At 39.0% G+C, this 24,628-nt stretch carries 26 protein-coding genes and 1 riboswitch; of the genes, 22 read left to right on the forward strand and 4 right to left on the reverse strand.

Annotation, left to right across the window (positions count from 1 at the left end; genetic code table 11):
- The first annotated feature begins 32 nt into the window (after positions 1 to 32).
- The 3 genes from ACDZ29_RS11965 to ACDZ29_RS11975 all read left to right on the forward strand — a co-directional run bounded on the left by ACDZ29_RS11965 (position 33) and on the right by ACDZ29_RS11975 (position 3,752).
- Positions 33 to 695 (forward strand): hypothetical protein, encoded by a 663-nt coding sequence (locus ACDZ29_RS11965; protein WP_375090902.1) that lies wholly within the window; start codon positions 33 to 35, stop codon positions 693 to 695.
- Positions 696 to 710: 15 nt separating this feature from the next.
- Positions 711 to 1,973: an efflux RND transporter periplasmic adaptor subunit gene (locus ACDZ29_RS11970; protein WP_375090903.1), complete on the forward strand. Its 1,263-nt coding sequence runs from the start codon at positions 711 to 713 to the stop codon at positions 1,971 to 1,973.
- A gap of 197 nt (positions 1,974 to 2,170) precedes the next feature.
- A riboswitch (cyclic di-AMP (ydaO/yuaA leader) is annotated at positions 2,171 to 2,321 on the forward strand.
- A gap of 171 nt (positions 2,322 to 2,492) precedes the next feature.
- Positions 2,493 to 3,752: a cation:dicarboxylate symporter family transporter gene (locus tag ACDZ29_RS11975; RefSeq protein ID WP_289323408.1), complete on the forward strand. Its 1,260-nt coding sequence runs from the start codon at positions 2,493 to 2,495 to the stop codon at positions 3,750 to 3,752.
- A gap of 60 nt (positions 3,753 to 3,812) precedes the next feature.
- Here ACDZ29_RS11975 and ACDZ29_RS11980 read toward each other — a convergent pair whose 3' ends face one another.
- Together ACDZ29_RS11980 and ACDZ29_RS11985 are read right to left on the reverse strand one after the other, a co-directional pair.
- A complete protein-coding gene (locus ACDZ29_RS11980) occupies positions 3,813 to 4,382 on the reverse strand; it encodes a class I SAM-dependent methyltransferase (protein ID WP_375090904.1) in 570 nt (189 codons plus the stop codon).
- Positions 4,354 to 4,557, reverse strand: a complete 204-nt coding sequence (locus ACDZ29_RS11985; protein ID WP_375090905.1) for a hypothetical protein — start codon at positions 4,555 to 4,557, stop codon at positions 4,354 to 4,356. Before ACDZ29_RS11985 ends, ACDZ29_RS11980 begins: the two co-directional genes overlap by 29 nt.
- 213 nt (positions 4,558 to 4,770) lie before the next feature.
- Here ACDZ29_RS11985 and ACDZ29_RS11990 point away from each other — a divergent pair, with 213 nt between their 5' ends.
- From ACDZ29_RS11990 to murF, 3 genes are all read left to right on the forward strand, one after another.
- Positions 4,771 to 5,544 carry a hypothetical protein gene (locus ACDZ29_RS11990; protein ID WP_289333680.1) on the forward strand — a complete coding sequence of 258 codons (774 nt, stop codon included), beginning with the start codon at positions 4,771 to 4,773 and terminating at the stop codon, positions 5,542 to 5,544.
- Positions 5,545 to 5,940: 396 nt separating this feature from the next.
- Positions 5,941 to 7,023: a D-alanine--D-alanine ligase gene (locus tag ACDZ29_RS11995; RefSeq protein WP_375090906.1), complete on the forward strand. Its 1,083-nt coding sequence runs from the start codon at positions 5,941 to 5,943 to the stop codon at positions 7,021 to 7,023.
- Between the two features lie 157 nt (positions 7,024 to 7,180).
- Positions 7,181 to 8,563 (forward strand): UDP-N-acetylmuramoyl-tripeptide--D-alanyl-D-alanine ligase, encoded by a 1,383-nt coding sequence (gene murF, locus ACDZ29_RS12000; protein ID WP_289323411.1) that lies wholly within the window; start codon positions 7,181 to 7,183, stop codon positions 8,561 to 8,563.
- A 174-nt stretch (positions 8,564 to 8,737) separates the two neighbouring features.
- Here the strand turns inward: murF and ACDZ29_RS12005 are convergent, their stop codons facing one another.
- Complete coding sequence (locus ACDZ29_RS12005; RefSeq protein ID WP_375090907.1) at positions 8,738 to 9,889, reverse strand: PP2C family protein-serine/threonine phosphatase; 1,152 nt, start codon at positions 9,887 to 9,889, stop codon at positions 8,738 to 8,740.
- A 1,255-nt stretch (positions 9,890 to 11,144) separates the two neighbouring features.
- Here ACDZ29_RS12005 and ACDZ29_RS12010 point away from each other — a divergent pair.
- The 3 genes from ACDZ29_RS12010 (at position 11,145) to ACDZ29_RS12020 (ending at position 14,798) form a co-directional block, all read left to right on the forward strand.
- Complete coding sequence (locus ACDZ29_RS12010; RefSeq protein ID WP_289323413.1) at positions 11,145 to 12,644, forward strand: DEAD/DEAH box helicase; 1,500 nt, start codon at positions 11,145 to 11,147, stop codon at positions 12,642 to 12,644.
- Positions 12,645 to 12,859: 215 nt separating this feature from the next.
- A complete protein-coding gene (locus ACDZ29_RS12015; protein WP_289323414.1) occupies positions 12,860 to 13,333 on the forward strand; it encodes a PH domain-containing protein in 474 nt (157 codons plus the stop codon).
- Positions 13,326 to 14,798, forward strand: a complete 1,473-nt coding sequence (locus ACDZ29_RS12020) for a PH domain-containing protein (protein ID WP_375090908.1) — start codon at positions 13,326 to 13,328, stop codon at positions 14,796 to 14,798. Before ACDZ29_RS12015 ends, ACDZ29_RS12020 begins: the two co-directional genes overlap by 8 nt.
- A 23-nt stretch (positions 14,799 to 14,821) precedes the next feature.
- On the opposite strand, the gene ACDZ29_RS12025 is transcribed toward ACDZ29_RS12020, so the two are convergent.
- Positions 14,822 to 15,412 (reverse strand): rhomboid family intramembrane serine protease, encoded by a 591-nt coding sequence (locus tag ACDZ29_RS12025; protein ID WP_375090909.1) that lies wholly within the window; start codon positions 15,410 to 15,412, stop codon positions 14,822 to 14,824.
- 107 nt (positions 15,413 to 15,519) lie between these two features.
- Here ACDZ29_RS12025 and acpS point away from each other — a divergent pair, with 107 nt between their 5' ends.
- From acpS to ACDZ29_RS12090, 13 genes are all read left to right on the forward strand, one after another.
- Positions 15,520 to 15,876: a holo-ACP synthase gene (acpS, locus tag ACDZ29_RS12030; RefSeq protein ID WP_289333676.1), complete on the forward strand. Its 357-nt coding sequence runs from the start codon at positions 15,520 to 15,522 to the stop codon at positions 15,874 to 15,876.
- A 236-nt stretch (positions 15,877 to 16,112) separates the two neighbouring features.
- Positions 16,113 to 17,117 (forward strand): outer membrane lipoprotein carrier protein LolA, encoded by a 1,005-nt coding sequence (locus tag ACDZ29_RS12035; protein WP_289323418.1) that lies wholly within the window; start codon positions 16,113 to 16,115, stop codon positions 17,115 to 17,117.
- 243 nt (positions 17,118 to 17,360) lie between these two features.
- Positions 17,361 to 18,524: an alanine racemase gene (gene alr, locus ACDZ29_RS12040; RefSeq protein ID WP_370016962.1), complete on the forward strand. Its 1,164-nt coding sequence runs from the start codon at positions 17,361 to 17,363 to the stop codon at positions 18,522 to 18,524.
- A 160-nt stretch (positions 18,525 to 18,684) separates the two neighbouring features.
- Positions 18,685 to 18,966 (forward strand): CopG family ribbon-helix-helix protein, encoded by a 282-nt coding sequence (locus ACDZ29_RS12045; RefSeq protein WP_034306380.1) that lies wholly within the window; start codon positions 18,685 to 18,687, stop codon positions 18,964 to 18,966.
- 7 nt (positions 18,967 to 18,973) lie between these two features.
- The gene (locus tag ACDZ29_RS12050) at positions 18,974 to 19,324 is read left to right on the forward strand and encodes a type II toxin-antitoxin system PemK/MazF family toxin (protein WP_034306610.1); all 351 of its coding nucleotides are present in this window, start codon (positions 18,974 to 18,976) and stop codon (positions 19,322 to 19,324) included.
- Between the two features lie 438 nt (positions 19,325 to 19,762).
- Positions 19,763 to 20,590 carry an RsbT co-antagonist protein RsbRA gene (locus tag ACDZ29_RS12055; RefSeq protein ID WP_370013649.1) on the forward strand — a complete coding sequence of 276 codons (828 nt, stop codon included), beginning with the start codon at positions 19,763 to 19,765 and terminating at the stop codon, positions 20,588 to 20,590.
- Positions 20,591 to 20,592: 2 nt separating this feature from the next.
- A complete protein-coding gene (locus ACDZ29_RS12060; protein ID WP_289323420.1) occupies positions 20,593 to 20,949 on the forward strand; it encodes an STAS domain-containing protein in 357 nt (118 codons plus the stop codon).
- A 3-nt stretch (positions 20,950 to 20,952) separates the two neighbouring features.
- The gene (locus ACDZ29_RS12065) at positions 20,953 to 21,354 is read left to right on the forward strand and encodes an anti-sigma regulatory factor (RefSeq protein WP_289323421.1); all 402 of its coding nucleotides are present in this window, start codon (positions 20,953 to 20,955) and stop codon (positions 21,352 to 21,354) included.
- Between the two features lie 9 nt (positions 21,355 to 21,363).
- The gene (locus ACDZ29_RS12070) at positions 21,364 to 22,374 is read left to right on the forward strand and encodes a PP2C family protein-serine/threonine phosphatase (protein ID WP_375090910.1); all 1,011 of its coding nucleotides are present in this window, start codon (positions 21,364 to 21,366) and stop codon (positions 22,372 to 22,374) included.
- A gap of 59 nt (positions 22,375 to 22,433) precedes the next feature.
- On the forward strand, positions 22,434 to 22,766 hold the full coding sequence (locus ACDZ29_RS12075; RefSeq protein WP_063236355.1) for an anti-sigma factor antagonist: 333 nt from the start codon (positions 22,434 to 22,436) through the stop codon (positions 22,764 to 22,766).
- Positions 22,763 to 23,236: an anti-sigma B factor RsbW gene (gene rsbW, locus ACDZ29_RS12080; protein WP_034306366.1), complete on the forward strand. Its 474-nt coding sequence runs from the start codon at positions 22,763 to 22,765 to the stop codon at positions 23,234 to 23,236. Before ACDZ29_RS12075 ends, rsbW begins: the two co-directional genes overlap by 4 nt.
- Complete coding sequence (sigB, locus tag ACDZ29_RS12085; RefSeq protein WP_289318761.1) at positions 23,214 to 24,002, forward strand: RNA polymerase sigma factor SigB; 789 nt, start codon at positions 23,214 to 23,216, stop codon at positions 24,000 to 24,002. Before rsbW ends, sigB begins: the two co-directional genes overlap by 23 nt.
- Positions 23,999 to 24,610 carry a PP2C family serine/threonine-protein phosphatase gene (locus ACDZ29_RS12090; RefSeq protein WP_370013650.1) on the forward strand — a complete coding sequence of 204 codons (612 nt, stop codon included), beginning with the start codon at positions 23,999 to 24,001 and terminating at the stop codon, positions 24,608 to 24,610. Before sigB ends, ACDZ29_RS12090 begins: the two co-directional genes overlap by 4 nt.
- The last annotated feature ends 18 nt before the right edge of the window (positions 24,611 to 24,628 follow it).

Below are 24,628 nucleotides of genomic sequence, written 5' to 3' on the forward strand. Positions count from 1 at the left end.
ATGATATATCATTTTTTGCAGGAGGAACACATATGGTGTACCAGGTCAGATTGTTAAAGGGCATTTTAGAGCCTAATCGGAGTCGTTATCAGCTGCAAAATGCAGAGGCAGTCACACGACTTGGTTGGAAATTACTATTTTTATATCTTCTTAGTCTTTTAGTATTTGCTATTGAGGGGTATTTTGGCATTGGATCTGAATCATTTTCCAAAGAAATCACGAAGATGGGTGTTAATGAATTTGAAGCAGGAAAGTTGCTGATATTGAGCGGCAATATAATAGCAGGCATAATCCACCCTTCCATATACATATTTTTATCAGCTCTATTCTTTTGGATCGTTACGGATATCCCGTACATAAAAATAGTCATCGTTCAAATGATCATTTTTGGTTTGCAATTGGTGGAAAAAATATTATTGATTCCTCTATTCGTATTAATGGATATAGGCAACGATGCCAATCCTTTTTCTTTAGGAATCATCAGTCAGTATTTTCTCAGAAGTGATTACTTTATTCACTTTTTCAGCGAAATCACCATTTTTCAATTTCTTATTATTGCCCTGCAATATTTTTATTTAAGGGAATTTTCAGAACGAAATAATTATTTGATCTTTTTAATGATTGTTCTATTCTATCTGGCCACTTGGTTTGTTAAAGCCTTTTTAGCATATATCCAAGTGGGCGTATTTGTATAAGGCGGGGTGAAAAGAATGAGCGGGAAATGGAAAATAGCAGCGGTCTCTATTGCGTCGACTGTTTTGATAACCGTTAACTTATACCTTATTGAAAAAAAGGAAAGCAAAGTGGAACGAACTGTTTTCGTGGAAAACTGGACAATGGTAAAAAAAGATACAATTACGGATACCATTCAAACGAATGGTGTAATTAAACCTTTGGAAGAGTATGATATCTATTTCGATACCAAGCAGAATGATTTTAAGAAATTCCTTGTAAAAGAAGGTGATGTGGTAACGGCTGGCTCCTCGTTGTTTGAGTATACGGCAACCGAACTTGATGCGCTTAAAGCGAATGTAGAATCGGAGAAAGCTGCCGCTGAGGGAGAAATTGTAGGGATTGACCAATACTTAGGGAAGTTGAGGTCTTATCAAGGGACATTGACCCGTGATCCCGATAAGGCGGTCATTGATGATTCAGTGGAAAGAAACTTGAATATCGATATAACAACAAGCTCTTCAGACCTTATTAAAAGTAATATTGAGCAAGAATTGTACAAGCAGGAACTCGAAAAAAACAGTTTGAATGAAAAAGTTAAAATGCTTGATGCTAAATTAAGGTCTATTGAGGAGCAGTCCAGCGCGATTGTGACGACGAGTGAAGCTGATGGTGTAGTTAAGAATATCAATGAAAACCTGAATAATCCCATTATATCCATTGTTTCGACAAATATGGCAATTGAAGGTGATTTCTCCGAAGAGGAGATGAAAAAGGCTGAAGTGGGCATGACTATAAAAGCAAGTTCTTCTGACTCAAAAACGACTTTGAAAGGAAAGATTGGCCGTATCCATTCCTACCCGGCAGAAGAGCCGTCCATAAAAAAAAATAACAGATTTCCATTTCAGGCTTTAATCGAACCTGAAGGTGAAGAAACCGAACCTTTGTTGGTGGGATCCAAAGTCAATCTTACTGTAATAACCAATGAGAAAGCGGGTGTACCCTCCATTCCTATAGAGGCAGTCCATTACAAAAAACAGCCGCATGTCTACAAGTTGACTAAAAAAGGCTTTGTGGATAAACACTACATCACAAAAGGACTTAAAGCTGAAGGAAAGCAAGAGCTCATAAAGGGACCGTCCGTAGGTGACGTCATCCTATTAGAACCGAATAGGGTAGTGAAGAACCATTCTTATTTTATTACTCCAATTCAATTTGAAAAAGTGAAAACTAAAACTTATAAGAAATTCACCTCTAGGGAAAAAGTAAGATATCTGTTACTTGGCATTCTGGAAAAATAACCGCTTCTTTAATAAGAAGAGAGGTGCAATTTGGTATTATTTATATATCCATATAACTTATATGTATAAAATCGGGCAATGGAATTATAGGTACAATAGTCATTAAGGCAGAATATTCAGACATGTTTTAAGATTTTTTCAAGAATGAATGCGAATAAATATTTACAGATTAACATTTTTAGTATAATATTTTATTATAAGTTAACTCGCTTAATCTTATTCCAAGAACGGGGGACCCATTATTGTGGATTTTATTATCCGCTAGGGGTGAATTCAGAAATGAAAGGGCATTTGTGTTTCCAATTCCTAACCCGACAGCTAACCTCGTCAGCGTCTTTAAGGGAACATGTGTGAATATTCACGCCAATAAGAAATCGACACATGAAGTGTCTTTTTTTTCGGCGTAAAGACAGAGTTTTTCAAAAAAAGAAAAATTACTTTCTTTTATTAGTATCTTGTTTCCCTTACCGAGACAAAATGTTTTTGCATCAAAGACTTTATGGAAGGTGAGGAAAGTATATGAAGAAATTTAAATTAAGTTTAGCTAGCCAAATTTTCATTGGTTTAATTCTAGGAATTATCGTGGGTGCCATTTTTTATGGTAATGAGACGGCTCAAAACTTTTTACAGCCATTCGGTGACATTTTCCTACGAATGATTAAAATGATTGTTGTGCCAATCATTGTATCAAGCCTTATCGTTGCTGTTGCGGGTGTAGGTGATTTGAAAGCAGTAGGTAAACTAGGTGCTAAATCACTATCATACTTTGTTGTGGTAACTATGATTGCGATTGCTGTTGGTTTAATTTCCGCGAATATCATTCAGCCTGGTGCTGGTGTAAATATGAATAATCTGGAACAAACTGATATCTCCACTTATGTTGATACAGCAGAAACTAAGCAGCATGAGTCGTTTGTAGATACACTTGTTCACATTGTGCCATCCAATCCAGTTAAAGCTATGGTAGAAGGCGATATGCTAGCGATCATTTTCTTCTCCGTATTGTTTGGGCTTAGTATTGCGGCTATCGGTGAAAAAGGTAAACCAGTATTCCGTTTCTTCCAAGGAACAGCTGAAGGAATGTTTTACCTAACAAATATGGTCATGAAATTCGCTCCAATCGGGGTATTTGCACTAATCGGTGTGACCATCTCCAAGTTCGGTCTGGAATCTTTAATTCCGTTAGGTAAGTTAGCGCTTTCTGTATACGGAACAATGATTTTCTTTGTAATTGTCATTCTGGGTCTTATTGCGAAATTTGTAGGATTCAATATCTTTACGTTGATTAAACTTCTAAAAGAAGAATTGATTCTTGCGTTCTCTACAGCAAGTTCAGAAGCTGTTCTTCCGAAAATCATGGAAAAAATGGAGAAAGCGGGATGTCCGAAACATATTGCTACATTTGTTATTCCGACTGGATACTCTTTTAACCTTGATGGTTCTACATTATACCAAGCGTTAGCAGCTATCTTCATCGCTCAAATGTACGGAATTGATTTAAGCGCGTATGAGCAAATTACGCTAATGCTAGTGTTAATGATCACGTCTAAGGGGATTGCTGGTGTACCAGGTGTATCTTTCGTAGTTCTTTTAGCGACATTAGGAACAGTTGGTATTCCTATTGAAGGTCTAGCATTTATTGCTGGTATCGACCGTATTCTTGATATGGGACGTACAGTAGTAAACGTTATTGGTAATTCACTTGCAGCAATCGTCATCTCTAAATGGGAAGGTCAATTCAACCCTCCTTCCGATAAAGAACTAGAACAAGTTTCTTAATACAAAAAATCCAGAGTGATATGCCACTCTGGATTTTTTTTGAATTTTAAAAAATGTACCTTATTTTTGAACGATCCAGAAGCGGCAATCAGAAGGGAAAGCGTTTACATCATCGCTTTCATGGAATAATTCACTTCTGTAAAAGGTCTCGATGACTGTAAACCCTGCTTCTTCAAGGCCATCAAGTACTTCAAGTTGTGTTGGGATATGGAGGTAAGTATCTTTTTGAGGTGTCTTTCCGAATGTGAAAATATCCCCAAACTCATAAAGCCTCTCATCTTGTTTACCTTCACACCAAATAATTTCCTCTTGTTCCCAGAAATTCATATAATATTCGTTTTTATCACGGTCGTGTGTTGTGAAAATGAAAATGCCTTCTGGTTTTAAAATACGATTGATTTCTTTTAAAGCTAATGTAGGGTTTTTTCGCTGGGGAATTTTCATTAAACCATTAAAAGCGAAGATTGCTTTATCGAATGATGAATTGTTGAAAGGGAATTTCGTTGCATCGCCAAGGATAAAGGGTATATCCAGGTTATATTCGTACGATATTTTTTCGGCTTCATGAAGCATGGCAGGTGTTATATCGAATCCCGCTATACTATTGAAATCCTTTTTTATACAGTGCAAATGTGGATCTTCCAGTTCCACAGCCAATATCAAGGATTGTATCATCCTGATATAAATATTTTTCGAATGCATATTTTTCTGATTGCCAAAGATCAAAATTTTTTGTTGCATCAGCATAAAGTGAAGCGGACTCATGTAAAGAATTATTGATAAAACCTTTTTCAATTTTATCCATCGTCAATTCCTCCAAATTTTAATTTTTTCTATAATATAGATATTTGATATTGTCGAACTCGTTCCTTGACCTTATAGGTGAATATAGAGACGGGTTTCACATTATATAGACGATGCTGATGATGATTAATATTCTGGGTTATATAACTTACGTGAAAACCCAAAAGTTTGATAAAATAACATTATTGATTGAGAGCTCGGAGGGGATCAGGTTATGAAGAGTGATAACAATGATATCTTATATATGCATATGCAGGCTTCTGAACGGTTTGTCCTTTTTAATGGACTCAATTTCCGCGAATTTGTTTATTCGTTGCCATATACCATGGATTCCATCTTATTATTGAAACATCAATTCGATGGTGGGGAATACAATTTGAATGTCCTGCTTGAGAGCGCTTCATCTGAGGATATTGCGAAGCTCGTTAAAGAAAATGTCCGGGCATATGGAGATTTCTGTTGGATTGATTTTGAAGAAGCTGAAGGGCTGGATGAATTGGATGGCAGGGAAATAGCGGAACTTTTATATTTAGGGCATGCTAAAACCCATCTGGAACCTCCATTTTTCCGTAAATTGAATAATCAATTTGTGTACCTTGCCCAGGATGATGGCTGGTTCAATAAAATTTATTTTCGTTCTCTTTCGACATATTATATGATGTTAGGAAGCTTGATTCCGTTAAAGCTGGAGCCATTAAAAGTGGAGAGGTCGTGGCTTGGAATCAGAAAGAAAAGAGAACTGACGGCCATCCCTCCAGAAATGATTTCTTCTTTGGCTCATATTCTGGCAGAGGGGCTCATTTTTTCCTTTCGGCATGTTAAGTACTCGAGAACGAAGATTGAGATACCGGCATGGGTCGTAGGGGATTATTTAAATATGGATGAGATGCATGATGACTTTTCGGATAGAAATATTAAGGAGCCGGATGTCTTTATTACGTTCAATCGAAAAGAAAAAGTATGGGAAAGCATTATAAAAAATAAATAATTATCCTGATTATCCTAACTTCCAGATTCGTGGATTGGATTATTAAACTCCTGGAATATTTTAGGTTTAAGACTTACTATCTCATGCATAAAAGATTAGAGAGGACGACGCACTGAAGTGGGTTGGCCTATAATCATTGGAAGAGAGACAATTATGGAAATTTCGCTTTACCCCGCATTAACATGCTGTAAGGGGCCAACAGCCTGTAAATGCCCGATTGCGACGCACAGGATGTGCTAGCACAGGGGTTGCCACAGGGCGTGGCGAATTTAACCTGTGTTCCACTTGTTTGTAGTAATCATTGGAAAAGCATCAATGATGGAAGTTTCGCTTTATCCGTTTTAGTGTAAAATGATACAATGAACATGGTTAAAAGAATATTGGAGGGTAATACTCATGAAAACTAAACTTGGTTTGCTTTATGGTGGAAAATCTGCGGAGCATGAAGTTTCTATGCAGACGGCTTTAGCAGTCATTAAAGCTCTCGATTTAGCAAAGTTTGATATATATCCGATTTACATAACAAAAGAGGGTTCATGGATTAATGGACCGAAGTTGACAGGACCTGCTGAGAGTGTGGAGGCTTTGACTTTTTCACCGGAAAAATCGAGCTCGCCTCTTGCCTTACAAGCGCATTCAACTGATAAAAATAGTGAATCAACAGGGTATGACGTAATTTTCCCATTGCTTCACGGACCAAATGGAGAAGATGGAACCGTGCAAGGGATGCTGGAACTATTGAATCTTCCTTATGTGGGTAATGGCGTTTTAGCCTCATCAGCTGGAATGGATAAGGTTATCATGAAAAATATTTTTGCCCAGGCGGGACTACCACAAGTTAAATATACTTGGTTCATTCGTTCTGAATGGGAGAAAAATACTGAAAGCGCCATTAAAAAGGTAGCGGATGAATTGGGGTACCCATGCTTTGTCAAACCCGCTAACTTAGGCTCAAGTGTCGGTATCAGCAAATGTAATGATGCTGATGAATTGGAAAAAGCGGTAGTAGAAGCTTTTCAATTCGATAGGAAGATCATCATTGAAGAAGGGGTAATAGCTCGTGAACTCGAGTTTGGCATCCTTGGTAATGATGACCCGTCTTGTTCAGTGGCAGGGGAAATCATCCCTAAGAAAGATTTTGCCTTCTATGATTATTCAGCAAAATACGTTGACGGTAATTCCGCAATGGTCATCCCAGCGGAGATAAAGGAAAGCGAGTATGCAGCTTTATCCGAAATGGCCATTACGGCCTTTAAGTCATTGGATTGCTCTGGATTGGTTCGAGCTGATTTCTTCTTGACGGAAGAGGGCCAAATCTATATTAATGAAGTGAATACAATGCCTGGGTTCACTCCATTCAGCATGTTTCCGTTATTGTGGAAACACACAGGTGTCGACTATCCAACATTAATTGAAAAACTCGTGAAACTTGCCTTGGAACGTCATCAAGAAAAACAACAAATTAAATATACAGTTTGACCATGCAGGTAATGTATCAGTAAACTTCACAATCCTTCAAAAATTGATTTGATGGATCCAATCAGCAGGAGCCGGTGCGATTAACACTGGTTTCTGCTTCGTTTGGTTAATGGAAGAAGAGAGCGGTTACCGTTTCGATGAATGTAGGAGGAGCAAAATGATAAAGAGAACGTTAAAACAAGTACATGAAATGGCAAATGGATTGAATGATATCACTCCATTCCAGACCATAGGGATCAATGGGGTTACCATCGATTCAAGAACGGTTAAGGAAGGTTGTTTGTTCATTCCTCTTAAGGGTGGGCAGGTTGACGGCCATCAGTATGTCAAGCAAGCTATAGCGCAAGGAGCATCGGCTTCTTTTTGGCAAAGGGATGTTCCGAATCCCCCTAATGATTTACCGATAGTCATTGTTGAAAATACCGAAAAAGCACTTCAGCAATTAGCGCGTGCTTACCGTGAGCAATTGAATATAAAAGTCATTGGGATAACAGGCAGTAACGGTAAGACGACTACGAAAGATATGACGGCTGCATTGCTGGCGACTACCTATAAAGTTCATAAAACCAATGGTAACTTCAATAATCATCTAGGTTTACCACTAACGGTGCTTTCTATGGAAGAGGATACTGAAGCCGCTGTTTTGGAAATGGGAATGAGCAGCCGCGGTGAAATCGAGTTCTTATCCAAAATGGCAAAGCCAGATGTAGCGATCATTACCAATATCGGTGAATCACATTTATTGGATTTAGGATCACGCGAGGAAATAGCGAATGCGAAGCTGGAAATTGTCGAAGGTTTGGCGGAAGATGGAACGCTCATATATCATGGTGATGAACCATTGCTTCGCAGTCGAATCAAAAAGGATTTTCCTGATTTAAACGTAATATCTTTTGGACGTACAGAACAAAATGATTTATTTCCGCAGACCATTAACCAAGGGTCAGACAGTACAACGTTTACAATCGCATCTGATGAAAAGGAAATCGACTATGAGATACCTGTTTTAGGCCAACATAATGTTCTTAATGCATTGGCGGCCATCTTGGTGGCTAAAGAATTCCATGTAGATGATTCTGCGATCCGTAAAGGTCTGTTAACCATTCAGTTAACTAATATGAGGATGGAATTGGTCGAGGGTGCAAAAGGGCAGAAAATCATCAATGATGCGTATAATGCCAGTCCAACTTCAGTTAAGGCCGCTATAGAGCTGATTGAGGGATTATCTGGTTTTGAGAAAAAGATACTTGTACTGGGAGATATGTTGGAGTTAGGGCCACAGGAAAAAGACTTTCATTTGAAAATTGGTGAATTGATTTCAAGTGAGCGGATTGATAAGATCTTCACGTATGGTCCTTTGGCTGAGTTTATTGCCAAGGGAGCGAGCAAGGCTTTTTCATCAGAGAAGGTTCGTCCTTTTCAAGATAAGCAGAAGCTTATTGAGGAACTTAAATCGTCAACACAGGTGAATGATATCATTCTCGTTAAAGCTTCTAGGGGCATGAAGCTGGAGGAAGTCGTTCAAGCCTTGCAAAAATAAAAAAGAGTAGAAAAGGGGTTCGGAATTAAAAATTCAGAACCCCTTTTGGAATTCCCTTTATGTGAGAACGGTTAAAATTTAAAAACCTAAAAAGGAATACAGACAAACTCAATTATTATCGAGTTAGTCTATAGTCTGAAGGCCGTTTCTATGAAACGGCCTTTTTTATCGTATTTAAAAAAGTGTCCCGGCAATAATGCAGATATCATCGTTAATAACTGAATGCCTCATCCTTGAAACCAAAAGCTCCTTAAGAAGGTCATGTGTATCGAGATGGACATTTTCGATGAAGTCCATCTCAATATTGTCAGATCTGTCAATGGCAGAAGGTCCCGGCGTTTTAGAGAGTCCATCTGTATAGATGATGAAACGGCTTCCTGGTTCATAATGAAATACTATTTTTTTAATGGGCATTTCAGGAATTAGTCCTATTGGGTTAGACCCTTCATTTAAATTGAGGAGTTGATTGGTGCATGGGGAATACAAAAAGGCTGAAGGAAGCCCGCAGTTCACATATTCGATGAGTCTATCCTTTGTATTCACGTATGCAATGAAGGCTGTATAACAAACATGGTTTTTATTTTCCCTTTTAACTCCTTGAAATAGATCCTGCATATGTTTGTTCAGTTCCTCCGTTATAAAAATGGGGTCTTTTACACGTTTGATAAGCTCAGGTATCAATGTGCGTATGTACATGTTAATAAGTGCTGTATGAATGCCCTTTCCCCATACATCGATCATTATGAAGCCGTATGTCCTGTCATCAACTTCCGTCCAATAGAATAAATCCCCCGACAGCTCACTGGAAGGCTGGGAAAGACCTTTGACCTCTATATCTGCTTTATTGATCGATAAAGGTAAACCTGAAAGTTGAAAGTCCTTTGCAATTCGCAGGCTCCTTGCTGATTTCTGGTTAATCTTTTCAAGCTCATGCCCCTTCATTTTTGCTGAAAACAGTTGCATGCTGATGTTTTGGAGTGATTTTAATTTAATCCTGACTTCTACTGAATCGGCAGGGACTGCCATGGTTTCATAAAAGGTCCTTTTTGGCAACGCCGGAGGGGGCCTCATTCCTATAGTACGTTTGTAAATAAATAAGATAGGGATATCATGAGATTCCGCTAAGGCGAACAACGAGGTTTGCTGCCAAGAATCTTTTGATATGTGTAAAGGTAAAATAAATAATGATTGCATTAAGTCCGTTGAATCCTGGAATAGATGACTTTGATTGAGTGGATCCTCCAAAAAGGTGACTTTCTTGTTCAGTGACTCTAACATCAGACCAAAATCCTTACATAAAGGAACATCTATTGTGTATATATTCATATAACCCCCCATTAATTTAGTGATAGGTCAATCATACTGCATTTAGGCTGATTTACTATAATTTTCGGGTGAATTAATCGAAATTTCGAACTTTATATGATCTTATATACCTGGAAATGTAAAAGGGGATTGGTAGTAAGCCCTATCTTTTTCAATGGGAGTAAACGAGGAAGGTACCCAATTTTTTTGAATAAAACCTCCTGCAATAGGATTGTTGAAACTATTTCATTAAAACACATATCATGTATATAAATAGATGTTCGTTTTGTAAAATCATTTAATATTTCCGCTCCAATTTTAAGAATCCATTTACTCATAAATGGATATAGTAACTACGGTAATCCTAGAATCAGACGATGTAGCATCTCTAAAGGAAAAATAAAAATCAATCGGAACATTTTAACCCTTTATTAAATGGCACATTGAATGAACATGCTATATTCTTTCTCAAACGTATCAAGACAGCCATTTCCATGTAGGAATATACCAATTTTCCTATTTTTGAAACGATCTAAAGTTTTTAGTAACCATGAATGGGGAGATATCCTTTATTGCAATAACAGTTTGAAAATGGTAATATGAAGTATGAGTTTAAATGTCTTATCATTGATGATTATTTAGATTAATCAGGTTGAGGCAACAAAATTGTATGTTCTTACATGTTTCATGAGTTCATTCTTGAGATTATTTTAGATTAAATAGGCCGCGCGTCTGGTCATATATAAAAGCTGCATCTCTTGGCGGCTTTAGTAGCTATTAGGGAATCAAGCCGCATATTAGCGCTTTTCCACTTCTGCAAATCCTCAACGCACCGGGCCTGTTTTGTATAAGAATCTTGGCTCTCGTCAAGTTTTGTTCATACAGTCTTTTTAAGTCTGATGAATAATAGGTGCAGCAGCCCTCACCTGAATAAAACGGTGAAACACCCGTTTATGCTACTTTTAATTTTCCATATTGAATTTAATTTTGGTTACATGTACTTTTAAAAAGATGAGCGTATGTTAATGATAAGTTTACACGTGCGCGAAGTTAAAAATGCCAGTGAATGTTCGTGCTGGTATATTTCCTTTTTAAAAAATCATATTGAGTTCATTTGAACTAAAAGGCAGACATACTTTTAGGTGATAATGATAAACTTTTTCATAAGAGATAAAGTAGAACATCCGTCATGATGATGAGGATTTGAACAAAAACATCTGTGCATGATTCATGAATGCACGTGTAAATTTACGATATAAAAAGGAGTACGAAAACATTGACATTGTTTAGCGAATTAGGATTAGATAGAACGTCTATGAAATCAATAGAAAAAATGGGTTTTGAAGAAGCGAGCCCGATTCAATCCCAAACGATACCACTAGCACTTGAAGGTAAAGATATCATTGGTCAAGCGCAAACAGGAACAGGTAAAACCGCAGCATTCGGTATCCCATTGATGGAAAACATCGATATTAATAACGAAAACGTGCAAGGGATTGTTATTGCACCTACACGTGAGCTTGCCATTCAAGTTTCTGAAGAACTTTTCAAACTTGGTTACGGAAAACGCGCTCGTGTATTAGCGGTTTATGGTGGACAAGATATTGACCGTCAAATCCGTGCTTTAAAGAAAAAACCACATATTATCGTTGGTACACCTGGTCGTCTTTTAGATCATATCAAACGTAAAAATATTAAATTGGGCGGAGTTCACACTGTAGTTCTTGATGAAGCGGATGAAATGCTTAACATGGGATTCATTGAGGATATCGAATTGATCCTTTCAACGGTTCCTGACGAAAGGCAAACATTGCTTTTCTCAGCTACAATGCCTGATCCAATCCGTAAAATTGCTGAAAGATTCATGCGTGAACCCGTTCTTGTTCGTGTAAAAGCGAAAGAAATGACAGTGGATCGTATCGAACAATATTACTTGGAGTTAAAAGAAAGTGAAAAGTTCGATACACTGGCACGTCTTTTCGATATTCAAACACCGGATCTTGCCATCGTCTTCGGACGTACGAAACGCCGTGTGGATGAATTGGCTTCTGCATTGAATATCCGCGGTTATATGGCTGAAGGCATCCATGGTGACCTTAGCCAGGCAAAACGTCTTTCCGTTTTGAAAAAATTCAAAGAAGGAAACATCGATGTACTTGTCGCTACTGATGTGGCTGCACGTGGACTTGATATTTCCGGCGTAACTCACGTATACAACTTTGATATCCCTCAAGATCCGGAAAGCTACGTTCACCGTATTGGACGTACAGGACGTGCGGGTAAACACGGTATTGCCATTACGTTTGTAACACCAAGGGAAAGAGGCCAACTGCATGCGGTTGAACATACAACGAAAAAACGTATGGAGAAACTTAAGACTCCTACGTTGACTGAAGCGTTGGAAGGTCAACAAAAAGCAGTAACGGAAAAAATCCTTACTACAATCGAGAATGATGATTTATCATTATACCTTGGTCAAGCGGAAGAATTACTACAAAAACATAGCGCGGCGGATTTAGTGGCAGCTATGCTTAAATCAATGACAAAAGAACCGGATCAAACGCCAATCAAGTTAACGGAAGAGTCTCCATCTCCAATGCGTCGTAATCGCGGAGGAAGCAGTTCTTCTAGTAACAGACAGCGCAATGGCCGCAGTTCTTCAGGCAGAAAAGATTACGGTAGCGGGGCAAGTAAACGCCCAAGCACGAACCGTAAATCGAATGGTTACGGAAACCGTAGCACGAGCCAAAAAAGAGAAAAATCAAATAAGATTTAATTGAATTTGAAATGCCGCTCAATTGAGCGGCATTTTTTTATGTGCATCTCCATATTCCATGGTTTCCAAATGAGTTGCGGTTTTTGGATGAACTGTTCAAAGACTTTGTTTGAAAAGTGGTTAAATCCCAGCATTTAATTATAGTATAATGGATGAAAGTGAAGGATGGATGATGAAGATTCATTCAAAAATACCTTGACGGAAGAGGAGAAACCATGGAACCCGAAAATCGCATATCGAATAGGGCCTTAACCGTATGGAAAATCAGTGGTCTTATAAGCTGCTCAATAACTTGGATTATAAGCATTGCCGTACTCGTGCTTACAATCATTTTTGATTGGACATATTGGATATTTGGAGCATTGATCATAATTTCGATAATCCAATCCTATCTGTCCATTTTTCTCATTCCTTCGGTGAAATGGAAGAGATGGCGTTACGAAGTAAAGGATACGGAAATTGATATCCAAAGTGGTATTTTTGTCATTAAAAGAACACTCATACCGATGATTAGGGTTCAGCATGTTGAAACGAAGCAAGGACCATTATTAAGAAAATATGATTTAGCTTCCGTTGAAATTTCCACTGCCGCGACCCTTCATGTCATACCTGCCCTGGACCTTGAAGAGGCAGATGAACTGCGGCACTATATTTCCAGAATGGCGAGTGTGGAGGAAGAAGATGTCTGAACCTAAAAGGCTTCACCCCATAGCTGTATTGCTTAACATTATTAAATCAATCAAGGAGTTAGTTATCCCTTTTTTATTAGTAATCGTTATTCCTGGGAAGAATGAAGGGATTCCTGGCTGGATTCAGCCGCTAGTCATTTCCGTTATTATACTTTTTCTGATAGTTATTGCATTCCTACAATGGTTTCGTTTTACATATCGCATAGAAGAGGGCGAATTCAGAATTGAGTCCGGAGTATTCGTAAGGAAGAAACGGTATATAAAGTTTGATCGAATCCATAGCATTGATATATCAGAGGGTATCATCCAGAGGATATTCAGGCTAGTGAAGGTGAATATTGAAACCGCAGGCGGATCTCAGGCCGATGCTGTATTATCAGCCATAAGAAAAAGTGATGCCCAGCGAATCAATGCTTTTATAAGCGAGGAAAAAAACAAAAATACGAATAACCCTCTTGATAAGGAAAAAGATGAAGTGGCGGGTTATGAAGATGCAGCAAAACCGGCTTCCGTTTTTAAACAGACACTGCCGCAATTATTCGTTATGGCTGCCACTTCTGGGGCGGTAGGTGTCTTTTTATCTGGAGGAATCGCTTTTATTTCCCAGTTTGATGAAATGATTCCTTTTGAACGGATATTTAAGGATTATGAAGATTTCATTGGAATGGGAACCATTATTCTGTCCGTGCTTGGCCTTGTGGCCTTATTGGTGGTTTATGTACTGGCTACATTAAGTATGGTAATTAAATATGCTTCTTTTACAGTGATAAAAACGGATGATGAAATCGTTATTTCCAGAGGGCTTCTCGAGAAAAGACAGCTGACAATCCCTATCCATAAAATACAAGGTATCCGGATCATGGAGAATTTCGTTCGAAAGCCATTGGGTTTGGCGACGGTTTATCTTGAATATGCAGGAGGCAGCATGGAAGATAAAGAAAGTCTATCCATCATGCTGTTCCCTTTGATCAAGAAGGGGCATTTACCTGAAAAAATCCTGGAAATTTTACCTGTTTTTCAAACAACCACTGAGATGAAGCCGATCCCTAAGCATGCGCTTTCCCGGTATGTGTTTCGCAAGGTTATATACATCATCCCGATAATCGGAGCTTTGGTATGGTTTGTCAAACCTTGGGGTTTACTTTCCTTTTTGATTGTACCGTTGGCGATCTTTTGGGGTTACATGCAATATAGAGATGCAGGGTGGAGTATCGAAGGGAATTTGTTGCTATTGAGCAGCCGTTTTTTCTCAAAGCAAACATTGATCATGCAGAGAAGCAGAATTCAATCAATCACGTATAAAAAAAGTTGGTTTCAGAATCGAAAAGAATTAGCTACGATTTCAGCATCGATTAAATCTGGAGTTACTTCCAGGGTCGGCATGGTTGTGGATTTAGAAGAAAAGGATTGCCTAATAATTAAATCATGGTATTTGCCAAAAAAAGCAGTCGACTCCAATGATTGAAAGTAAAGAGTCGGCTGTTTGTCCTACCATTTTTTTCTCAAGTATAATGGAGCTGTTAAAACGCCGGTTGTAAGACCCGCCAAATGACCGACAACGTTAATCTGTGGTTGGATGAATGTCATGATAATGGCAATTCCGGTCAGTGTATATACTGTATTTCTTTCGTTATTTGTAAAATTTGTTTTATTAAACAGTACAAGGTAAAGGAAGAAACCGAGTAAACCAAAAATTGCACCGCTGGCACCTACGTGGTTATATGTCAGTGGTTTAATCAGGAAGGTTGCGATATTAGCAAGGATTCCGGTTGTTAAAAAGAAGATTGAAAACTTTATGGATCCAAGGGATTTCTCCAGGAATGGACCAAAGATGGCAAGTGAGAACCCATTAAACAGTAAATGTGTAAACGTGCTATGTAGAAAGATGGGGGTGATCAAACGCCACCATTGTCCATCGGAGATGTATAAGTTTACACCTGTGCCGTAATAAAAGAGTACATTGCCGGGAAATATGGGGAAAAGGATGAGAACGAAAACAATCATCATAATGAGTATGAGCACAGTCACAGCTCGATATGAATTGGCGTATTCGCGGAAGCCTTCTGTTCTTGTAAACATAAATTCCTCCTTATTATTTTTATAATTAGATACAATATTATCATTTTCAGGTAAAAGAGTCCTCCTAATGATATGCAACTTATTACTTTAATAGAAGAGGTGTCAAAGTGATTAAAGGTATAGGCGTGGACATTACTGAGTTGGATAGAATGGAAACACTGATTAATCGGCAACCCCGTTTAAAGGAACGTATATTGACAGAAAAGGAAATCTCGATTTTCGAAAAGTTAAATGGAAGAAGGAAGGTCGAGTATTTTGCTGGACGTTTTGCAGCAAAGGAAGCTTTTTCCAAAGCGTATGGTACAGGGATCGGTAAGCACTTGTCCTTTTTGGATATCGAAATCACATCGGATGAAAAAGGAAAGCCAGTGATTTCAAAGCCGTTTTCTGAAGGGGTCCATCTTTCGATTAGCCACAGCAGGGATTATGCTGTGGCTCAGGTCGTAATTGAAAGGGTGAATTGAGTTTTGTCCAATCGGGTCATAAACCTTAAGGTTGTCTCATATACATTTAGTGCTATAGGGAGACAAGGCCCGGTAAAAGGTACATGGCAGAGTAGGTGCTCTCGAAAAGTTTTTAGCCGGATCGAACTGGTCCGTGGCTGAAATACCGAGGAAACTAAGACATCAGTCGAGCCAATGTCCGGATCCTGCCTTTTCCTCTCCCTTTTACGTTCAAATGACAAAAAGGGGTTGAAAAGATGAAGAAGATGTTAATGCTTTTTGCAGGGATCATGCTCTTGCTTGCTCTTTCTGCTTGCGGCCAAAAATCACAGGGTGACGTAGTGAGTGAATTGAATGAGAAGCTTGGCGAAATGAAAGGATATAAAGCTAACGCGAAGATGACATTAAAGATGGGGACGGAACCTCAAGTGTATAATGTGGAGATTTGGCATAAGGACCCTTCTTTTTACCGCGTAAATCTTAAAAATGAAGAGAAGGATCAAAGCCAGATGATTTTGAAAAATGATGATGGTGTATATGTTTTGACGCCTGCTTTGAATAAAAGCTTTAAATTTCAAAGCGAGTGGCCGGAGAACAGCAGTCAGGCTTATTTGTTCGAGTCGTTGGTGAAAGACATTACGGAAGATAAAAGTGCGACATATAAAGAAACGGATAAACATTATGTCTTTGAAACGAAAACGCGCTACCAAAACAATAAAATGTTGCCATTTCAAGAGATTACTATAAACAAAAAGGATTTATCTCCAGTCAGTGTAAAAGTCATGGACCCCGATAAGACCGCATTAGTCCTTGTTGAATTTTCAAAAGTGAAATTCGATACGACTTTTGATAAAGATTCATTCGATATGAAGAAAAACATGACAAGTGCACAACTTGAAGCACCTGTTATGGCAGAAGTCCAAAAAGAAGGGTTTGCGGTGAAATACCCAGAAAATATTGGTGATATGAACTTAACGGAAGAAAAAGAAATTGCAACGGAAAAGGGAGAACGTGTCGTTTTGACCTATGAGGGTACAAAAAGTTTTACATTGGTTCAGGAAAAAGCTGAGGTAGTCCAAACTTCCGTTTCGACGAATGTAAATGGGGAGCCGGTTGATTTGGGTTATACAGTCGGAGCCATGACAGGAAATACGATTGCATGGACTTTTGAAGGTGTGGATTATATGCTTGCATCAAAGGACTTGAAACAGGAAGAGATGATAGAAGTCGCCCGTTCTGTTGGGGGAGATCCAGTCAAATAGGATTACATAACAAGCTGATGTTTCCCGTCTCCTCATGAAGGCTTCTTCTGGGAAGGATAGGCGGGGAAGCAGCTTGTTGACATTTTAGATCCTTCCATTTGGTATGGGTTGGCAAGCTGGAAAATTAGATTCAAGGTGAAAAAGCACTTTATCTTTCTATCAGTTGGTTATAGAATGGTCCTATAATGAAACGAAAACTTCGCTACTGGGAAGAATCTTACTGTGAGTGCAGGAAAGAAGGAAATGGGCTTGGAAACGAAAATATTTCATCGAGATACGTGGGCAGAAGTAAATTTGGATAATATTTTTGAAAATATCTCTTCATTGAAAAAAAGACTGGGAAATGGCGTTAGTCTTTTCGCTGTCGTTAAAGCGAATGCTTATGGCCACGGGGACTATGAAGTGGCTAAAACGGCACTTGAAGCGGGGGCTGATTTTTTAAGTGTCGCTTTTTTGGATGAGGCACTTGCTTTACGGAAAAAGGGAATATTGGCTCCAATTCTTGTACTTGGGGCATCGAGGCCTGAAAGTGCAGCGCTTGCTGCCGAGTATGGGATTTCCGTGACGGTTTTCGATGTAGCGTGGTTGGAGAAGGCAAAGGATTTATTGAAACCGGGACAAGTTCTGCAAGTTCATGTGAAAGTGGATAGCGGCATGGGGAGAATTGGCATTCGTGATGAAGGTCAACTCCTGAAAGTGGAAAGTTTGCTTAAGCAGGAGGCGTGTTTCAACTTCCAAGGGATATTCACACATTTCGCGACGGCAGATGAATTGAATACCGACTTTTATGAAAAGCAGCTTGCTTCATTTAAAGGGATGCTTTCCGCATTGATTAGAAAGCCAGAATATATTCATGCAGCCAATAGTGCAGCTTCTTTAAGGTTTACCGATCCTGAATGGAATGCAATAAGAATGGGGATTTCCATGTATGGTTTGAGCCCTTCCATGGAAATGCAGCCGATATTGCCATTTCCCTTAAGACAGGCTATATCTTTAAGAACGAAGATGGTCGCGGTTAAACAGCTTGCTAAGGGTGAAAGCGTTAGTTATGGGGCAACTTATACGGCTGAAGGTGATGAATGGATTGGGACTTTGCCAATCGGTTATGCTGACGGCTGGATCCGTAAACTGCAAGGTCAGGAAGTTCTTGTGGATGGAAGCAGAGTACCGATTGTCGGCAGGATTTGCATGGATCAATGCATGATCAAGCTACCTGGACCATTCCCTGTAGGAACAGAGGTCACACTCATCGGGAATGATGGTGATGAATCGATTACTGTTGATGAGATAGCGGCAAAGCTGGAAACGATCAATTATGAGGTAACATGTATGATAGGTGCAAGAGTGCCCCGCATATATATTAAAGATAATCAGTTGAAACATGTACGTAACTTCATCTTGGAATGACAGGATTGTAAATAAATCCTAAGATTGTGAATAAGATTTCCTTTATTATGCTGATAATAGGATTGAGAATAGAATATACTCTTTGCAGATAGGCATTTTAATGGTAATATTGAAAAGGATATATAATAAAGGTGTGTAGTGATGGTGGAGGTGTATGTTTGTGTCTGAATCCAGCGCAACAAGAGAGATATTAATTCGATTACCTCAAAATTTTTTAACAGAGTTAGATGGGTATGCGAGTGAAGAAAATGTAAATCGCAGTGAATTTATTTATCGTGCCACAAAAATGTATCTTCGCGAACGTAAAAAGAAAGAGTTTCGTGAATCGATGAAACGCGGTTATATTGAAATGGCGGCCATTAATTTAACGATTGCTTCTGAAGCCTTCCAGGCTGAATTCGAGGCTGGTCATTGCGTTGAACGATTAGTTAGCGGAGGCTGAGCCATTGATTGTTGTTAAGCGTGGTGACGTATACTTCGCAGACCTTTCCCCGGTAGTCGGTTCAGAGCAGGGTGGAACCCGTCCGGTACTAATTTTACAAAACGATATTGGTAATCGCTTTAGTCCGACTGTGATCGTGGCAGCCATTACAGCTCAAATTCAAAAAGCGAAATTGCCTACGCATGTTGAGATTAATGCAAAAAAGTACGGATTCGAGCGGGATTCCGTCATTTTATTAGAACAGATCCGGACAATTGATAAGCAGCGATTAACTGATAAAATTACGCATCTTGACGAACCAATGATGCAAAAGGTCAATGAAGCTTTGCAAATTAGTTTAGGCCTCATTGAGTTTTAGAGAAAATTTTTCCCGTTAAACCGGGCGTTATTATAATACAAATCATTCTTGATGTTTTTAGATGGCACGATTCCTGCAACGGTGGGAATCGTGTTTTTTTTGTCGAAATAACATGCCCCAAATTAAGTAATACAGAGGATGACTCTTCTTGCATATTATTATGAATGTACTTAATATTACAGCAGGATATATATAAAATTTGACGAATAAAATCAGTATATAATTAGAAATTGGATAGAATCCTCCTAACTTTTCTTTGAAATGATGTTTTCCTTACCTGAATTTTGGGTATGTAGTTATGTTGTAAATACTTAAATAAAAGCAAAAGTGTAAGGGAAAACCCAATGGAAAACTAGATGGGAAAAACATTACAGTTAGTTAACATCCTTGTGACGAGGACAGGGGAACATAGCAATTGTGTTAGAATGGGAGGATATTATGAATCAATTGGTTTACGATTTTATTAAGCAAAATCAAGATTACATCCTTACTGAGTGGATGGGCATCATGAAGGAAAGTACAGACGAAAGATTAATTAAAGTCGTCTCCGATCGAATGTTCACGCAAACGAGCAGTGAATTCATAGATATGATCATCACGAATGTTGATAGTAAAAACAAGGAATTCACATTGAAGCTTTCAGATTTTGCCGAGAAAGTCGTCCAATTGGGATGGCCTCTCACTTTCGTCAATGAAGGTCTTCATAAATTCACGTTAATTGTCATTAATGGTATGGTGGCCAAGAGTCTGGTGACCCCTGATAATCAAGTCAATCTTGTTAACCATTTGGATAAATGGGCAACTCCAATAAATAATGAAATAGTCAATATTTATACCCAAACTTGGGAAAGAACTGTTTCTATGCAAAAAATAGCCTTGCAAGAACTTTCGGCTCCGCTCATTCCTGTATTGGAAGGCATTACGGTTATGCCGCTGATTGGTACAATTGATACAGAACGTGCCAAACAGATAATGGAGAACCTGTTGACTGGCGTTGTTAAGCATAGATCTGAAGTTGTCCTTATCGATATAACGGGTGTGCCTGTCGTGGATACCATGGTTGCTCATCATATCATTCAGGCAGCGGAAGCAGTCCGATTAGTGGGTGCAAAATGTATACTCTGCGGCATTCGCCCTGAAATAGCTCAAACCATCGTTAACCTAGGAATTAATTTAAATGAAGTGATTACAAAAAATACATTGAAAAAAGGGATAGAAGTTGCGTTGGAATTAACGAGCCGTAAGATCGTAAAGGTGGAGGGATAAGTATGAGGATTCCGATATTAAAGCTTTATGACTGCTTGTTAGTCTCTATACAGTGGGAATTGGATGATGAGACAGCCCTTCAATTTCAAGAGGATTTATTGCATAAGATTCATGAAACAAGCGCGAATGGCGTAGTTATAGATATTACCTCAATAGATTTTATAGATTCCTTTATCGCAAAGGTATTAGGCGATGTCTTTAGCATGTCTAAGCTTATGGGGGCCAAGGTTGTAATTACGGGGATCCAGCCTGCTGTTGCAATAACATTAATTGAACTGGGAATTAGTCTCGATGATGTTCTGACAGCATTAGATCTAGAGAAAGGCCTGGAGAAATTACAACAGGAATTGGGGGATTAAAGAATGGAGTTCCAATCCTGCGTAAAAATCATAAATGAATGGGACATCGTAGCTGCAAGGCAGCTCGGAAGAAATGTCGCTAAAGAGTTGGGGTTCGGCACTGTAGACCAGGCAAGGATCACAACGGCTATAAGCGAATTGGCCCGAAATATATACCTATATGCTGGACAAGGCAGTGTTAGCATAGAGAAGCCAAATAAAAATGGGAAGTCAGGATTGAAAATCATTGCAGAGGACAAAGGGCCGGGAATTGAGGATATCCGGAAAGTCATGGAAGATGGATATACCACCTCAGGGGGACTGGGGGCAGGCCTTCCGGGAGTCAAACGTTTAATGGATGACTTCGATATTGAATCGATACCAGGTGAAGGGACTAAGATTGTCGCTACGAAATGGCTCCGTTAGGGGGGGACTATGGATATTAGGGAGAACATGGAGAAAAAGTATCATGAGGCGCTTTCTACTTATCTTAAAGACCAAAATGAGCAAGCACTCTACCAAGGGCAAAAGATTAGCCGCCTACATATTAAATACAATATATCTCCTGAAGAAATCATCAGTATGCATAAAAATAACTTAATGGAACTTTACCCGGAATTACCGAGGAAAGTATTGGATTCTTTCGATTTTTTGCTGGAAGTCATGATGGGCTATGGCATAGCATACCGTGAACATCAAAGCCTTAGACATCAACAGCAGGAACTGAAAACGGAAATTGAGATTGCGGCAAACGTTCAACATACTCTTTTGGAAACGGAAATTCCTGATATCAAAGCTCTTGAAATTGGGGCGATCAGTGTTCCGGCCAGACAGATGAATGGAGATTATTATCATTTTGTTCAAGATGAAAATGAGCGAATCGGGGTAGGGATAGCTGATGTCATAGGAAAAGGCATTCCTGCTGCATTGTGCATGTCGATGATTAAATATGCGATGGATAGTCTTCCGGAGCATCGACATGAACCGAAAAGCGTGCTTGAGAGTTTGAACCGTGTTGTGGAGCATAATGTGGATCCAAGCATGTTCATAACCATGTTCTATGGTTTATATGATCCGCATGACAGGCAATTTTCCTATGCTTCAGCTGGACATGAACCTGGATTTTACTATGATGCCGCTACAGGTACATTCAGCGATTTGGATGCAAAAGGTTTGTTGCTTGGAGTTGATAAAAAAACAAGGTATCGCCAATATGAAAAAACGGTGAATGGCGGAGACATGATCATTTTATTATCTGATGGAGTAACGGAGTGCCGGACGAATGATGGGTTCATAGAAAGGGAAACGCTTATTGGTTTCATTAAAAAGAATATGCACTTACAAGCCCAGGAAATGGTGAATAATATATATAAGCAATTGGAGAAAATGCAGAACTTCCAACTGCGGGATGATTTCACATTAATAATTTTAAAATCAAATGTTTAGTATTGTTTCCGCTGGGTATAGATATAAGAAAGATGAGCATTTAAAGAGGTGGGTCAAGGATGAATATAACTGTAGATGTTAATGAATTAAATACTGAATTTATTGTAAAACTAAAAGGTGAAATCGATGCCTATACTGCACCAAAACTAAGGGAATCACTTTTTCCTATTTCAGAGCAGGACAATGTTTCGATTACTATTGATTTAACCGAAGTTTCCTATATGGATAGTACGGGACTTGGGGTATTTGTCGGTGCTTTTAAAAGCGTAAGGGCACATAATGGCGAATTCACTTTAGTTGGGTTATCAGAAAGGTTACGACGTTTATTTGATATTACTGGTCTTGCAGATATCATTGATATAAAAAGTGGTACAGAGGGTGGGTTAGAATGAGTCAAGTATATGATTACATCGAAATGAAAATACCTGCAAAACCGGAATTCATCGGTGTCATTCGTTTAACGCTTTCTGGAATAGGTAGCCGGATGGGGTTTGCGTATGATGAAATTGAGGATTTGAAAATCGCTACCAGTGAGGCTTGTACAAATGCAGTACAGCATGCATATAAGGATTCCGAAAAAGGTGAAGTGAAAGTGAGTTTCGGGCTTTATCCTGACCGTTTGGAGGTCATGGTTTCTGATAGCGGTAAGAGCTGTAATTTCGAAGAGGTTCGCCAAGGGCTCGGTCCATACGAAAATGGACAAAAAGTCGAACTCTTGAGAGAAGGAGGCTTGGGTCTTTACCTCATTGAAACTCTGATGGATGATGTGAAAATTCATCAGCATGACGGGGTTACAGTATTTATGACTAAGTTTTTAGAAGGAGAGCAGGTGGAGATGGATGCAAAAACAGTCTCAACCTAATCAGGCACAAAGAGAACAGGTAAATGAATGGATTAGAGCTTATCAGCAAGACCAAGATGATGAAGCACAGAGCAATCTAGTCATCCATTATAAAAGTTTGGTTGAAACAATCTCCCGTAAGTACGCGAAAGGAAAATCGTTTCAGGAGGATATCTCCCAGGTCGGCATGATTGGTTTATTAGGTGCCATCCGACGATATGATGAATCCTTTGGTAAGAGCTTTGAGGCATTTGCCGTCCCTACTATAATTGGGGAAATCAAAAGGTTCTTGCGTGACAAAACTTGGAGTGTCCATGTGCCAAGAAGAATAAAGGAACTTGGTCCAAAAATCAGGGTGACTGTCGAGGAATTAACAACGACACTTCATCGTTCACCAAGAATAGATGAAATAGCCGATTGTATAGGAGTGACTGAAGAAGAAGTTTTAGAAGCGATGGAAATGGGAAAAAGCTATCAAGCTTTATCTGTTGATCATTCTATTGAGGCGGACTCTGATGGCGGTACTGTCACATTACTTGATATATTCGGTAATGTCGATGAAGGTTTTGAAAAGGTCAATCAGCGCCTCGTGCTCGAAAAGGTGCTGCATGTGTTAAGTGACCGTGAAAAGATGATCATTCAACATACTTATTTAGAAAATTTAAGTCAAAAAGAAGCTGGCGATAAACTTGGAATTTCTCAAATGCATGTGTCGAGACTCCAGCGACGCGCGATCAAGAAACTTCAAGAAGCGATTAATGCTGAAAACTCGGAGTTAATTCAGTGATCAAAGATATTCTGAGGGGAGAAAGAATTGAAGTCCTTGTCTCTCAATCCTCAAAAAACGGGATGGTTTATTGTGGTGATGATTACTTCTTTCTTCATACGAAAGAGTACTTTGTGTGTGTACTGGCTGATGGGCTAGGTAGCGGGAAAAACGCTTACGAATCTTCCCATGCCGTCATCGAGGAAGTAAAACGTAATCATGAGTTGGATGTAGAATCACTAATGGCAGTGTGTAATCAAGTTTTAATCGATAAGCGGGGGGCCGCCGTTTCCATTTTGAAGATATTTTATGACAAGAATGAATTTGTATACAGTTCAGTGGGTAACATCCGCTTTTTCCTGTATAATCCAAGCGACGACAAACTAGTTTACCCTCTACCTGTTACAGGGTATTTATCCGGCAGGAAACAAAAATACCGGACGCAGAGCTACAAATTTGAACCAAATGCAAAATTCATTCTTCATTCCGATGGTTTAGAACTTAAGGGAGCTAAATCTTTTTTAAAAAGGCTGGTCCCTATCGATAAGAACGCCAAATGCATTTTAGAAAGCAGTCCAACAACTGCAGATGATACAACTTTCATTTTAGGAAGCTTACTTTCGTCGTAATTCGGAAGTGAGCTTTTT

The sequence above is a fragment of the Peribacillus sp. RS7 genome, assembly GCF_041956845.1.
Taxonomy (GTDB): domain Bacteria; phylum Bacillota; class Bacilli; order Bacillales; family DSM-1321; genus Peribacillus.